This window comes from Rhizobium sp. RAF56, from assembly GCF_052113965.1.
GTDB lineage: Bacteria > Pseudomonadota > Alphaproteobacteria > Rhizobiales > Rhizobiaceae > Rhizobium.
In genome coordinates, this window is record NZ_JBFRDU010000068.1 from 1 (window position 1) to 12711 (window position 12711).

The window sequence follows — 12711 nt, forward strand, 5'->3', positions numbered from 1 at the left end:
TTCGAGGAAGGTCTCCTGCACCTCCGCGACGCCATCACCGTCGGCGTCGCGAAGAAGGGTTATTTTGTTGCTGTCTTCATTGCCAGAGCCTCCGGATGTCGTCAGCGATTCCATCCATCCCATGATGAGATCCTTGGGTCGCTTGATCGCGGCCGCGGGTGGAGCGACGGATTGGACGGCAAGGACGTCGCCGTTCGGCAGCACATAGACCGAACGGGGATGCTTCAGCCCGGTGGCGAGCGCCTGAACCCTCAGGCCGGCGGGAACGACGGGCGTTTCCTTGTCTTCCCAGCCGACCACTTTCGCGAGATGCATCGGTGGCAGCAGGTACTGGGACTGAGGAGGAAGCTTCGGATTAGGCCCGATAACGTCCTTCGGATTGGGGTCACTCGTACCGAAGGCCATTAGACCGACGGCGGCTCCGGCAACTGCGACGATGGTGATCGCGGATAGGGAAAACCTGTTCATCGGGCCGACCTCCGCAGATATTGACGATTGACCGTCGCTCCAAAGACTCCAGCCACGAGAATGACGACAAAGGTGATGGCCGACAGCGTTAGGCCGGTCGGCACGACCGATGTCCAGGCGTCGCGGCTGTGAATGAAAGCGTTGAAAAGCGCCAGAACGAATACCGCGAGCAGCAACGCGAGGTATAGCCAGACGACGCCTGCGAGTTCCAACCTTCGCGAAGCGAGGTCGATGATGCAACCAACGGCCGCCAGCACTCCTAGAAGCAGGCCCGCGGTGAGAAGCCATGCTGAAAAGTTCGTCCACATCATCTCCGCTGTTCGCGAATAAGTCAGGTCCGTGGCAAACACTCCAATGAAACAGGCGGCAGAAAGATGTAACGGAAGCGAGCGGTAGGACATTGGCGGCCCTTTTGAATGACACGTTTGGCGCGGCCTTCCCTTAACTCGTCGAACGAGCGTTGGGTTCCGGCCGGGACGTGTTCTCTATTCCCCGAGCCGCCGGCGAGGAACGAGGTATCTATTGAAGCTTGTGCCCCAAGCAGGCAGGTACGCATCTAAGGAACAGCGCTTCATCTAGCTCACATTATTCGAGCAACCCTCTTTATCGCCTATCGAAAGCGGGCTGGCATCGGTCGCGGCAGCGATGGCCTGACATGTCCGACCTCGACCGCTTCGTCATCCGAACTAAGACGGGCGCGCCGAAAACTAGCGCTTCCACGTGCGAAAGGACGGATCCCGTTTCTGGGGGCAGCGGCCTGACCATGCCGCTCAAGGCACGCCACGACAAACTCGGCTATCTCAAGATCATGCGCGATGACACTGAACGGCATCGGGCCGAAGAACATCAGCAGCATGGTGCGGGATATGAGCCACCGGGTGAAGAACAGCCTGATGCTGGTGACCGGAAGGCTCGCGTTGCAAGCGAGAGGAACCGATATTGCCGACGTAAAGCGGGCCGTGACGGACGCCGAGACCCTAGTTGCAACGATCGCAGCGATGCACGATCATCTGTGGCGTAACCTCATCTCGAATCAATCGATCTCGCCGAGTTCCTCAAAGGCCTGTGCCGGCGTATTGCGCAAACATCTGATCAGCATGTGGTCGTGTTCGATGGCACTTCATGCCTGATCGACGCCGACCGCACCATGAACTCAGGCGCATTTCGCTCGCTGCCTCGAAACCCATTCCAGCATAGAGAGGTTTTGCCGCCTCACACGCGTGGAGTACGACCGAGGTGCAACCAATCTGCTCTTAATTAATTGATCGCCGTCCTCACAACGAACTGTCTTGCAATGCCGATCCCACGGCAGCGGGATCTGTATCGACTTGTGCCTTCGCGCGGTCCAGTTGACCCGTCGCCTTTTCCGATTCAGTGACCAGTCGGCCTGACGCTGTGCACCTGGTAGATTCGCGTCGGCTATTACTGGCCGCGAACTGAGCCCTTAGCTTCAGCCTTGGTTATTGTCGCCTCGCTGCTTCAATGCATCAGTAACTTTGGTCTTTTTTGGTTCGCTCTCGGTTTCCCCGTTAGCGTCGCGGACCTTATCCGGATCGTCCTTTGCAGGGAGGTAGCCACGGGGCCGACTTTCTTGCGGACCTTCCCAACGCGGGGACTGATCTGTCGTGCCAGGGGCACCGTCTTTCGGTGATGTCATTCCCATATGTGTTCTCCTTCCATCGACATAACAGGCAAGCGCTCGTTATGTTCCGACTTCCGGAAGTATCTGTCGGGGCGCCCACACCGCTTTGGTAACCACGACCGGACTTCGCCGAGAAACGGCAATTTCGGCGTTAAGGGGCAAGGGGGCGCCGTCACTGATTGCAAATTGGAACGCGGAGGCAGCGAGCTGCGCCGATTGTTAGCAAACGGCTCCTGAGCATCTCCCATGGTGCAGTCGGCGCGAGCGAGCTACAGGTCTACTGTCGCAAGCTGGCCTCGAAGTACGGAAAATCTCAATGAAAGCTTTGAAATGCCGGATTAAGCGCGCATGGTGGTTCTCTGCAGACGGGCGCATAATCAACGTCGCTTTCGCATGCGACATGACCGCTCTCGCATCGTCGATGCCATCGTCGAACTCACTGAACCACTTTCTGGGTTCGCAATTCAAACACGCTTCGAGAAGATCGGTAAACGGAATGTCAGAACCGTACAAAACGGTCGTCCGTTCTAGCAAGCTTGGAAGCTTTGCCGCATAAACTAGCAATACCTCGATCCGTCGTTTGGTATGAGGCCGGGCTCCAACCCGGTTGGAAAAGCCAATGTCGTCGTTTACCCAATCGACCGTCGAAAATCGTCTCCTGGATGCCATAGACCCTTATGTATTTGATCTCCTTCGTCCCGCGATGGAAATCGTCGATCTTCCCGTGAGGCACGTGCTTGCCGAAAGCAACACACCGAACAGCCACGTCTATTTCCTCGAGAGCGGGCTTGCCTCAATGGTGGCAACGAGTTCCGATGACGAGGCGGTCGAAGTAGGTCACATTGGCCGCGAAGGCCTTGGGGGGTATCATGTGCTGTTAATGACTGATCGGACGCCTCACCGAACATTCATGCAAGTCGGCGGCACTGGCATTTCCGTTCCCGTCGACCATTTCCTTCAGACAATTGACGAGCATAAGCCGACAAGAGATTTGTTGCTGCGATACGTCCATTCTGCCGATGTCCAACTCGCCCATTCCGCCTTGGCGAACGGGCGCTACAGCATGCAGGAGCGGCTCGCCCGCTGGCTCTTGATGTGCCATGACCGCATCGACCGCGTCGATCTTCCCCTCACCCACGAGTTTTTGGCCTTGATGCTGGGCGTCAGGCGTTCCGGCGTCACCAATGAGTTGCATATCCTCGAAGGCATCCATGCCATCAAGGCGACCCGCGGCAATGTCAAAATACTCAATCGCGAAAAGCTCGAGGAGATAGCGGGGGGTTGCTATGGACTGCCCGAGGCGGAATATGAACGCCTGATCGGTGTTGCCATCAAGCCCGGCGCGAGGCCGGCTATTCGAAGCGCGTGATAGTGTCGCGAAACGCAATCACCGCCAGGACGTTGCCATCAGTATCAGATATTTCGATCCTATTGTCCGAGATGTCGTGACCCTTCAGAACCGCCTGGCTCATTAGCCAGCGGGCATCAGAAATCGCGTCCAGTTTTGCCGCACGAAGGTCGCCAAGTTCAGTGCCTTCAAAGTCGACAATCGTTTCCGAGCCCGCGACGACATTGAAATAATAGCGTGACAACGATGGCTCCGTCAGTCTCGAAGACATTATGCCCCAGGAGGCGGGTTGAGAAAAGCGCAGGGAGGCGGCCGCGCGACCGTTATTTCTGGTCTGTGCGAATTCGGACAGAGCATTTCTAACCTACTTCGATTGGCTAAAATCAGCACCCCAGATCATGTGGGAGGATGAAATGCTTCATCGACATAGCGGCATTACCAAACCAGCCCTACAGCCAGAGGATATCGAGATGCTTTACGAGGCACTCTCGGCTTGGTGTGCTGAACGCAACTGCGAGGTTGAGAGTGAACCCGCCAAAGAAGCCGCACGTGAACTTGTTTCATGGTTCGAATGCGGGATCAGAGAGCGTCGGAAGCTGATGCAGATCATTCGTTGCATTTAAGGCGGTGACTTGGGAAACGCTGCCAGTCGAGCCTCTTCATGATTGAGCAGCAGGGTAAGTTCCTCCGCGAAGTCCCGCGATAGCCGGTTGAGACGCTGACCGTACATTTGTGCGACCTGATCTTGCTGACCGTCGATGACATTGCAGCTTCCGTAGGTATTCACGTCGAGCTTACAGCGTCGAGATCGCTTCAGAGTTTCTCAGATCGAGGACTGGTTTCAATCGCTTTTTCGTCCATTTATCGATTATAGGGTACCACCTCTTGTATGAACCCCTACAGAAATCCCCTCCCGTGGCTTCTAAGCCATCGGGGGGCGGGACACGACCCTTAAATCAAATTCTCCAACCATTTGGCTTTCTGTTTGATTTCGCACAATCGGTTAGCAATCTTCTCATGTGTTGGCAGCCTCCGGGTTTGCTCGCGCCCATGTTTTCGTTTGTGTAGGAATCGGACTTCCAGCGGAACTTTGGTCTGGAACGACACGTTAGCGAACGTCGTCTACAGCCTCGCGCGTTCACGCGGCGGGCAAACAGGCGGGCGAAGGGGGCATTCGCAGTGCAAATCTCACCTTGGGGAAAAACTGTTCTCATCTACCGCGACGGCCATATAAGGCACGTCAACTCTGCCCGTGATGCGATTAACATGTTGTTTTCCGACTGGCCTCGGTGGGAAGGCGCGGCATATTTTTCCGCTTTTGATGCGTGTGGAAGAGCCGAACGCGGGGAATCTACAGAGGAGCTTGCCCGCTCCGCTTTCATCCTTGCAGCAATCGAGGCAGGTCTTTATTTCGAGATAAAAGCATAAGCTCGCGGAAATCAACTCCACTCGAAAGGTTGCGGGTCTTCCCAAACAGTGCGTAGCATCACGGCGATGGACGGAGAATCGTCGACGGCACAGGCTTGGGATATAGAAGCGGTAGCAGGGTGGCGGATACTATAGCCTCATGTCTCCACTCAGCCCTTTGCTCTTCTCCTCTAGATGGGGGGAACTGCCATTAAAGGTTTAACCCCGGTCAGAACCAAGGCAGTTTTGTCGGTAGTAGACGCCCGTGATTCACCGAGCCAGAGCCAAGGAGGTAGACTGACGTCGGCCTTTTGACCGCCCGATCTCTGCGAAGCGGAAATTTTTTATTCAAGAAATCACCGGTCTTGACGAGGTTCTAGAGTTTCTCGACGAATGGCCTGTGCCCATTTGACTGGTTTAGCGCCAGGCTCGCCAACAGCCAAACTTGGCGAAACGCCGATCTGAACAAATCCGCCACAAGCGCGTTGATATGTCTGGGTCGCAAGGCGTTTCTAGCAACGTGGTCCCAACCGACTGTGCCTGGAAAGTGCTTCTGCGACCCGCCCGCTCTTGGTATTATTCCCCAACTGGCCCTGCCTTCGGCGGGGCCTTTTTCGCGTGGTTTTCTGGAACAGGTCTCCGGTCTCCTGGTTTTTCTCGTTTCCCAACCGGGGGTAAAAACCACGTTGCTCAAGATTTTGTCGGCCTCGCTGTTGGCCTTATCCATTTCCACAGTGCGTTGCTCAAAGTAACACGGGGAGCAAGGCCGGCACCAACGCTTCGGGCGGCAAGGACACCAGTTCTTCCACTGCCGCTTCAAGCACAGTTACAAAGAGTGGGTCGAACGACCCCGGCCACAAATCAAGCTACGAATCTGGCCATGCGACGGCGAACAGTAGTGCGGCTTCACCAAGTCGTGGATCTATGGGCGCGCACCCCACAAGCCCCAGCCAGCGCCGAGTGTCTACCATTGCGAGCCACCTCTTGATTTGAACTGGCCCCGCTCCGCCGGCCGGGTCTTTTGCCAATCACCCATATAGGGAGAAACTCACTGTCGCCGAGGCCCGCTATAGGGCTGGAAGGTATGTCAGACACCCGAAACGTACGAAATCTGTCTCTGCACCAGGCAACGTGACAGCTGTTTCTGGACCGCGGGCACGGTGAACGCGCTGCGCAGTGCGGGGTCGCCATATCGCACTTCACACAACAACTCCGGTTTGTGAAATTGCGGCCGGATACCACCAGCCATCATTGCGAGGATCGTAGCCGCCAATTCACGCAGTCCGCCGGCAGAGCAGCCGTTACGTAGATCGAGGCGAGTCTGCCGGCTGGCCGGGCCGCCCAAGCGGCGTATCGCCGCCGAACTTCTGAAGTTTTTCCATCGTCGCACCGCCACTGACCTGCAGCGGTGTCCAGATCGGAGCGGGCGCAACACCATTGACCCGGATCCCGCTTTGGCCAAGTTGCTTGGCCATCGACTTGGTGAAGTTCATCGCCGCTTCCTTGGTGATGGCGTAATCGACCAGGTTCTCCGACGGGTCGTAAGCTTGTTCTGAGGTGGTCTGGATGATCGCCGACCCAGGTTTCAAATGCTTGAGTGCTGCCTTGGTCAGCCAGAACATTGCGTAGACGTTGGTCTTCATCGTCGCGTCGAAGGCTTCGGTGGTAATGTCGGATAACGACGCCGCCTGCTGTTGGCGGCCGGCATTGTTGACTAGGATATCGAGACCCCCAAGGGCCGCTACCACGTTCGCGACAAGCTTTTCGCAAAAGGCTTCGTCGTGGAGGTCGCCTGGCAAGGCGATACCCGTGCGGCCCTCCTTCTCGATCAGGGCAATGACTTCTTTCGCATCGGGCTCTTCGTCGGGAAGATAGTTGATTGCCACTTGGGACTGCTTTTCGAATGGAGGCTTCGGATACTTCGACGTGGGATTTTCCATAGTGACTGCCTCCTTGGAGCTGGTTGCCGCCCGAACGATAAATGGGAATGTCGAGGCGGCAAGCGTTGCGCTCGCAGCCGCAAGCACGGAGCGGCGACTGAGATGAAATGTAAAAGGTGGGCCATGCTCCGGCTCCTGCCTCAGTTGTTGCCCGAGCCCGGCGCGGCCATCTTGGCATGTTGATGCGCCAGCACGCTCGCCGGCGTGACATTGGCGACTGCAGCCTGCAGCTTGTTTTTCCAGCCGCTGACGACATCGCCTTCGCCATCTATCATCGCGTCATAGCCGATCCTTGCGACGTCGGCCGGATCGTCCTTCTTAGCCTGACCGATAGCGGTGTCCATCAGATCGGCGCGCTTGAAGAATTCGGTCTCGGTGGCGCCCGGCATCAGGCAGCTCACCGTGACACCGCTATCCTTGAGCTCCTCGCGGAGGGCGAAAGAGAAGCTGTTAATGAAAGCTTTGGTGCCGTTGTAGACCGCCTGAAACGAACCCGGCATGAAGCCGGCAATCGAACCCGTCAGCAGGATCCGGCCCTGGCCGCGGCTGCGCATCAAATTGCCGATCTGCTGTAGGAGATAGATGGTGCCGACAATGTTGGTGTCGACGACCTTGCGGGCCTCGGCAAAGCTCTGGTCGAGGAAAGCCTTTCCCAGCCCGCGTCCCGCATTGGCCATCAACAGATCGACGGAGCGACCAGATGCCTCGATACTTTCGAGAAGGCAGTCAACACCCTCCTCGGTAGACAGATCGGCTTCGATCGCATCCACCGAGGTGCCAAATTCCTTCAGGCTGGCTGCGGCCTGATTGATGCGGGGTTCGTCAGCTGCGATGATCAGATCATAGCCGTCCTGGGCAGCACATTTGGCCAGTTCATATCCGATACCCGTCGAGGCGCCCGTGACGACGGCTAGGCCTTTGCCAGTTTCGATCGCCATGTTTTATTCTCCTTATGGTTTGAGGACGACCTTGACGCAGCCGTCCTTCTTCTCGAGAAAGGTCTTGTAGAGATCAGGCCCGTCTTCGAGGCCGCCCGTATGGGTGATAATGAAGGACGGATCGATCTCGCCGTTCTGAATGCGCTCCATCAGGATCGGCAGGTAGTGCTGAACCGGCGTCTGGGCCATCTTAAAGGTGAGGCCGCGATTGATCGCCGACCCCATCGGGATCTTATCCAGGAAGCCGCCGTACACGCCGACAATCGACACCGTGCCGAAGTTACGGCAGCAGTGAATAGCCTGGCGAAGAACGTGGGGCCGATCCGTGCCCATGAAGGTCGCGACCTTGATGCGGTCTATGCGGGCGTCCCAGCTTGCTGATGGGTCTGACTCGGTGCCGACGGCGTCGATGCAGGCATCCGCACCGCGGCCGTTGGTCAGCTCCATGATCCTGTCGTAGATATCTTCGTCGAGATAATCGAGTGTGATGGCTCCCGACTTTTCGGCGAGCGCCAGTCGCTCCGGAACGGTATCGATAGCGATGACACGCTCTGCTCCCAGGATGAATGCCGACTTGATGGCCATCTGGCCAACGGGACCACAGCCCCAGATGGCGATGGTGTCGCCCGGCTGGATGTTGCAGAAATCGGCGGCCATGTATCCTGTCGGAAAAATGTCGGAGAGGAACAAGACTTGTTCGTCCGTCAGCCCACTAGGAACCTTCATCGGTCCGACATCAGCGAAAGGCACGCGCAGATATTCCGCCTGCCCACCGCTGTAGCCGCCAAGAAGGTGGGTATAACCGAAGAGGCCGGCGGGCGAGTTGCCCCAAAGCTTCCTGACCTTTGCGGGATCGCGATTGCTGCGCTCGCAGCCTGAGAAGAAACCGCGTGTACAGAAGAAACACTCACCGCAGGAGATCGTGAAGGGCACGACAACGCGGTCGCCAACCTTGAGCTTCTTATTATTCTTGCCGACTTCGACGACCTCGCCCATGGTCTCATGGCCCATGATATCGCCGCTGTGCATATCCGGCATGATGCCGTTGTAAAGATGAAGGTCCGACCCGCAGATGGCACAGGCTGTCACCTTGATGATCGCGTCGCGGCCTTCCTGGATTTGCGGATCGGGAACGCTCTCGCACCGGATGTCGTGCTTGCCGTGCCAGGTGAGTGCTTTCATCGGATCCTCCAAAACTCGTCCGCGGCAACGCGGGGGCGGTTGTCCTGCCTGCAAACGACAGGTTGGAGACGTTGTTCCTTGGGGACCGGTCTTGTACGGAACCGCACGCAACTGACCATTTCCAACAGCGGCTGACGACTGGGGCGCCCGGTCGAGGAACATTGGCGGCGAGACGTCGTTTTCCTTGCTTCATCCAAGCAAGAGGAGATGTTCCATGCCACAGGGCGACAAATCCGCATATACCGACAAGCAGAAACGCAAGGCCGAGCATATCGAGGAAGGCTACGAAGATCGCGGCGTCTCCGATAAGGAAGCCGAACGCCGTGCCTGGGCCACCGTCAACAAGGAAAGCGGCGGTGGCAAGAAATCAGGCTCCGGCCGCGGCCACGCCGAAAACCACATCTCCTCCGAAAAGGGCGGACGCAAGGGCGGCGCAGCTGCCGCGTCGCGCACCAAGGAAGAACGCTCGGCCTCAGCCAAGAAGGCTGCAGCCACTCGCAAGCGCAACGAGCACCACGCGCATCATTGATTGGACACGGCGTCACGACAGTGGCGCCGTTTCTTCTATGGAGGAACGCTCATGCCGAAGAAGAAATCCAAACAGAAATGGTCGCAGGATGTGACCGATAAGAGCGATGCGATGGATTTGAAAGGCGGCGTCTTCAAGCAGCCCAGCGCCAAGAAGATCGCCGACTCGCTGAAGACCTCAGCCGAACATAGCGATCGCCGCAGGGCCAGTCCTTTCCAGTCCGCCATGTCGATGCTGAATTTCTATATCAATCGCGCCGGCAAGCAGCTGTCGAAGTCGAGGTTGGCGACGCTCGACAGGGCTAAGGACGAGTTGCGCAAGGACTTCAGCAAGGAGCCGAAACGCTAATCATCCGGGCGGCATAGCAGCCAACAAGCCGGTCACCGCTAAGCGATCCGAGCCGAAAGATGAATGACAGCATTGCCTCGGCCGTGTGGTTTAGAGCTCTCAAAGGAAACCGATCATGCAAGCCGTCCGTATCCATCGCTTCGGCGGTCCAGAAGTCATGGCAATCGAGGAAATCGATCGGCCAACGCCTGCCGTCGACGAAGTCCTCATCAAGGTCTTTGCTGCAAGCGTCAATCCCGTCGACGCGAAGATGCGCGAGGGCAAATTGTTGATTTCCACTGAGAGCTGACCCGGCGCAGCCAGATATTTCCATTGAGAATTGACCCATGTTTCAACCGTCCCTCGCATGTTTTCAGCGGGGGCTCTGGAGTGATCGACATGGCGTTACTAAGCGTGATCCGGCGCTGGCATTTTCGAGAGCATCTATCGATCCGGGAGATTTGCCGCAGAACCGGCTTGTCCCGGAATACCATCCGCAAATACCTGCGCCTGAACGGCGTGGAACCGAAGTTCAAGGTTCCGGAGAGGCCGAGCAAACTCGATCCGTTTGCGGATCGCTTATCGGCCTGGCTCAAGACGGAGACCAAAAAGACCCGCAAGCAGAAGCGGACGATGAAGCAGTTGCACGCTGATCTGGTGAGCCTTGGTTACGAGGGTTCCTACAATCGCGTGGCGGCATTTGCACGGGAATGGCGTGATGATCGACAAAGGGAACTGCAGACGACCGGCCGTGGCACGTTTGTCCCCTTGGCATTCGAGCCAGGTGAAGCCTTCCAATTCGACTGGTCGGAGGACTGGGCGATTATCGGCAATGAGCGCACCAAACTGCAGGTGGCGCATATGAAGCTGAGCTATTCCAGGGCTTTCATCGTCCGAGCCTATCTCCTGCAAACGCACGAGATGCTGTTCGATGCCCATAACCATGCATTCCGCGTCTTCGGTGGCATTCCTGGTCGCGGTATCTACGACAATATGCGCACGGCGATCGACAAGGTCGGCCGTGGCAAGGAGCGCGACGTCAACGTGCGCTTCATGGCGATGGCCAGCCACTATGTGTTCGAGCCCGAGTTCTGCAATCCCGCGTCCGGTTGGGAGAAAGGACAGGTCGAGAAGAACGTGCAGGATGCGCGTCACCGCTTCTTTCAACCGCTCCCACGTTTTCCTTCGCTGGAAGCCCTGAACGATTGGCTTGAGTTGCGATGCAAGGAATTCTGGGCCAAGACGCCGCATGGTCAGATACGGGGCACCATTGCCGACATCTGGGCCGAAGAGGCACCCGCTCTCATGCCCGTTTCCAGGCCGTTCGATGGGTTTGTCGAATATACGAAACGGGTCACACCAACCTGCCTCGTGCATCTGGAGCGCAATCGCTACAGCGTTCCGGCATCCTTTGCCAATCGACCGGTGAGCCTGCGGGTCTACCCGGATCGTGTCGTGGTCGCCGCGGAAGGCCAGATCGTTTGCGAGCATCGCCGTGTTATCGATCGCTCTCATGACCGGCCGGGACAAACCATCTACGACTGGCGGCATTATCTGGCGGTCGTGCAACGCAAGCCCGGTGCTCTTCGCAATGGTGCTCCATTCGTCGAGCTACCCGACGCTTTCCGGACCTTGCAGCAGTACCTGCTCAAGAAGCCGGGCGGCGACCGCGAGATGGTTGATATCCTGGCGCTTGTCCTTCAGCACGATGAGCAAACTGTCCTGTCGGCAGTCGACATGGCGCTGAAGTCCGGTGTTCCGACCAAGACGCATGTGCTGAATCTGCTGCATCGCCTTGTCGATGGCAAATCCTTCACGCCACCCACCGTCGACGCGCCGCAAGCCCTGACGCTCATCAACGAGCCCAAGGCCAATGTCGAACGCTACGATGCGCTGAGAAAGACGGAGGCTCGCCATGCGTCATAATCCAGCAAGCGGCGCGATCGTCATCATGTTGCGGCAACTGAAGATGCACGGCATGGCACAGGCCGTCGGCGAGCTGACTGAACAGGGATCGCCGGCGTTCGAGGCTGCCATTCCGATCCTGTCGCAGCTTCTCAAGGCGGAGACCGCGGAACGAGAGGTGCGATCGACCGCCTACCAGCTTAAAACCGCACGCTTCCCTGCTTACCGCGATCTAAATGGCTTCGACTTCGCAAGCAGCGAGATCAACGAAGCGCTCGTGCAACAGCTTCATCGCTGCGACTTCCTCGACGAGGCTAACAACATCGTCCTGGTCGGCGGCCCCGGCACGGGCAAGACGCATGTTGCCACAGCAATCGGCGTTCAGGCCATTGAGCATCACCACAAGCGCGTCCGGTTCTTCTCGACTGTCGAGCTGGTCAACGCCTTGGAACAGGAGAAGGCACAAGGTCGTGCGGGACAGATCGCCAATCGCCTCGTCCATTCCGATGTCGTCATCCTCGATGAGCTTGGTTATCTGCCATTCAGCGCATCAGGTGGTGCACTGCTCTTCCATCTCCTGAGCAAGCTCTACGAGCGGACCAGCGTCATCATCACCACCAACCTGAGCTTCAGCGAATGGGCCAGCGTCTTCGGCGACGCCAAGATGACCACCGCTCTGCTCGACCGGCTCACCCATCATTGCCACATCCTCGAAACCGGAAATGACAGCTTCCGCTTCAAGAACAGCTCGGCGCATGAACCCCAAATGACAAAGGAGAAACGTAGGAACTTGACCACCACGACCCACACGAACGATACCTAAAAGCGGGTCAATTCTCGGTGGAAACGCCGGGTCAGCTCTCAGTGGAAATCAACAGGCATCCGTTTCTGGATGCCGTGTTCGCTCCGTCTTTCTCGGGCGAAAGTCGATGAGCCGCGTCTTGTCGGGATGAAGCGTTAGCCCAAACCGTTCAAGACGCTTGCCCAGCACTGCCAAGACCCGTTGGGCGTCGACAATATTGTCG

At 57.5% G+C, this 12711-nt stretch carries 13 protein-coding genes and 2 pseudogenes; 8 read left to right on the top strand and 7 right to left on the bottom strand.

Annotation, left to right across the window (positions count from 1 at the left end; translation table 11 throughout):
* Together AB4048_RS27720 and AB4048_RS27725 are read right to left on the bottom strand one after the other, a co-directional pair.
* Positions 1-468: pseudogene (locus tag AB4048_RS27720) on the bottom strand (PQQ-dependent sugar dehydrogenase); the annotation flags it as partial.
* Positions 465-869 carry a DUF2231 domain-containing protein gene (locus AB4048_RS27725; protein WP_442205183.1) on the bottom strand — a complete coding sequence of 135 codons (405 nt, stop codon included), beginning with the start codon at positions 867-869 and terminating at the stop codon, positions 465-467. The gene AB4048_RS27725 and the pseudogene AB4048_RS27720, both read right to left, overlap by 4 nt.
* A 414-nt stretch (positions 870-1283) precedes the next feature.
* On the opposite strand from AB4048_RS27725, the gene AB4048_RS27730 reads away from it, so the two are divergent.
* Positions 1284-1598 (top strand): histidine kinase dimerization/phosphoacceptor domain -containing protein, encoded by a 315-nt coding sequence (locus tag AB4048_RS27730; protein ID WP_442205184.1) that lies wholly within the window; start codon positions 1284-1286, stop codon positions 1596-1598.
* Positions 1599-1918: 320 nt separating this feature from the next.
* On the opposite strand, the gene AB4048_RS27735 is transcribed toward AB4048_RS27730, so the two are convergent.
* Positions 1919-2131 carry a hypothetical protein gene (locus tag AB4048_RS27735; protein WP_442205185.1) on the bottom strand — a complete coding sequence of 71 codons (213 nt, stop codon included), beginning with the start codon at positions 2129-2131 and terminating at the stop codon, positions 1919-1921.
* 598 nt (positions 2132-2729) lie between these two features.
* Here AB4048_RS27735 and AB4048_RS27740 point away from each other — a divergent pair.
* Positions 2730-3479: a Crp/Fnr family transcriptional regulator gene (locus AB4048_RS27740; protein ID WP_442205186.1), complete on the top strand. Its 750-nt coding sequence runs from the start codon at positions 2730-2732 to the stop codon at positions 3477-3479.
* On the opposite strand, the gene AB4048_RS27745 is transcribed toward AB4048_RS27740, so the two are convergent.
* Positions 3463-3702, bottom strand: coding sequence for a DUF6894 family protein (locus tag AB4048_RS27745; RefSeq protein ID WP_442205187.1), 240 nt, complete (start codon positions 3700-3702; stop codon positions 3463-3465). The two genes, AB4048_RS27740 and AB4048_RS27745, sit on opposite strands and share 17 nt — an antisense overlap.
* Positions 3703-4637: 935 nt before the next feature.
* Between AB4048_RS27745 and AB4048_RS27750 the strand changes: the two genes are divergently transcribed.
* Positions 4638-4886: a DUF982 domain-containing protein gene (locus AB4048_RS27750; protein ID WP_442205188.1), complete on the top strand. Its 249-nt coding sequence runs from the start codon at positions 4638-4640 to the stop codon at positions 4884-4886.
* 1227 nt (positions 4887-6113) lie between these two features.
* Here AB4048_RS27750 and AB4048_RS27755 read toward each other — a convergent pair.
* The 3 genes and pseudogenes from AB4048_RS27755 to AB4048_RS27765 all read right to left on the bottom strand — a co-directional run bounded on the left by AB4048_RS27755 (position 6114) and on the right by AB4048_RS27765 (position 8925).
* Positions 6114-6805: pseudogene (locus AB4048_RS27755) on the bottom strand (SDR family oxidoreductase).
* 140 nt (positions 6806-6945) lie between these two features.
* Positions 6946-7743: an SDR family NAD(P)-dependent oxidoreductase gene (locus AB4048_RS27760; protein ID WP_442205189.1), complete on the bottom strand. Its 798-nt coding sequence runs from the start codon at positions 7741-7743 to the stop codon at positions 6946-6948.
* A 12-nt stretch (positions 7744-7755) separates the two neighbouring features.
* Complete coding sequence (locus AB4048_RS27765; RefSeq protein ID WP_442205190.1) at positions 7756-8925, bottom strand: zinc-dependent alcohol dehydrogenase; 1170 nt, start codon at positions 8923-8925, stop codon at positions 7756-7758.
* A 214-nt stretch (positions 8926-9139) separates the two neighbouring features.
* On the opposite strand from AB4048_RS27765, the gene AB4048_RS27770 reads away from it, so the two are divergent.
* The 5 genes from AB4048_RS27770 (at position 9140) to istB (ending at position 12509) form a co-directional block, all read left to right on the top strand.
* A complete protein-coding gene (locus AB4048_RS27770; protein WP_442205191.1) occupies positions 9140-9454 on the top strand; it encodes a plasmid stabilization protein in 315 nt (104 codons plus the stop codon).
* 51 nt (positions 9455-9505) lie between these two features.
* Complete coding sequence (locus tag AB4048_RS27775; RefSeq protein WP_442205192.1) at positions 9506-9802, top strand: DUF3175 domain-containing protein; 297 nt, start codon at positions 9506-9508, stop codon at positions 9800-9802.
* A 115-nt stretch (positions 9803-9917) separates the two neighbouring features.
* Positions 9918-10091, top strand: coding sequence for a hypothetical protein (locus AB4048_RS27780; RefSeq protein ID WP_442205193.1), 174 nt, complete (start codon positions 9918-9920; stop codon positions 10089-10091).
* 89 nt (positions 10092-10180) lie between these two features.
* Entirely contained in the window at positions 10181-11707 is a 1527-nt protein-coding gene (istA, locus tag AB4048_RS27785; protein WP_156386915.1) for an IS21 family transposase, read from the top strand.
* Complete coding sequence (gene istB, locus AB4048_RS27790) at positions 11697-12509, top strand: IS21-like element helper ATPase IstB (protein ID WP_056314638.1); 813 nt, start codon at positions 11697-11699, stop codon at positions 12507-12509. The genes istA and istB overlap by 11 nt, the downstream gene beginning before the upstream one ends.
* Positions 12510-12711: the final 202 nt, after the last annotated feature.

Bases quoted from the DNA above. Each gene is read 5' to 3' on its own strand.
- AB4048_RS27780 (WP_442205193.1), top strand. From the start codon at position 9,918: ATGCAAGCCGTCCGTATCCATCGCTTCGGCGGTCCAGAAGTCATGGCA.
- AB4048_RS27740 (WP_442205186.1), top strand. From the start codon at position 2,730: ATGTCGTCGTTTACCCAATCGACCGTCGAAAATCGTCTCCTGGATGCC.
- AB4048_RS27735 (WP_442205185.1), bottom strand. From the start codon at position 2,131: ATGGGAATGACATCACCGAAAGACGGTGCCCCTGGCACGACAGATCAG.
- AB4048_RS27765 (WP_442205190.1), bottom strand. From the start codon at position 8,925: ATGAAAGCACTCACCTGGCACGGCAAGCACGACATCCGGTGCGAGAGC.
- AB4048_RS27775 (WP_442205192.1), top strand. From the start codon at position 9,506: ATGCCGAAGAAGAAATCCAAACAGAAATGGTCGCAGGATGTGACCGAT.
- AB4048_RS27725 (WP_442205183.1), bottom strand. From the start codon at position 869: ATGTCCTACCGCTCGCTTCCGTTACATCTTTCTGCCGCCTGTTTCATT.
- istA (WP_156386915.1), top strand. From the start codon at position 10,181: ATGGCGTTACTAAGCGTGATCCGGCGCTGGCATTTTCGAGAGCATCTA.
- istB (WP_056314638.1), top strand. From the start codon at position 11,697: ATGCGTCATAATCCAGCAAGCGGCGCGATCGTCATCATGTTGCGGCAA.
- AB4048_RS27760 (WP_442205189.1), bottom strand. From the start codon at position 7,743: ATGGCGATCGAAACTGGCAAAGGCCTAGCCGTCGTCACGGGCGCCTCG.
- AB4048_RS27730 (WP_442205184.1), top strand. From the start codon at position 1,284: ATGACACTGAACGGCATCGGGCCGAAGAACATCAGCAGCATGGTGCGG.
- AB4048_RS27770 (WP_442205191.1), top strand. From the start codon at position 9,140: ATGCCACAGGGCGACAAATCCGCATATACCGACAAGCAGAAACGCAAG.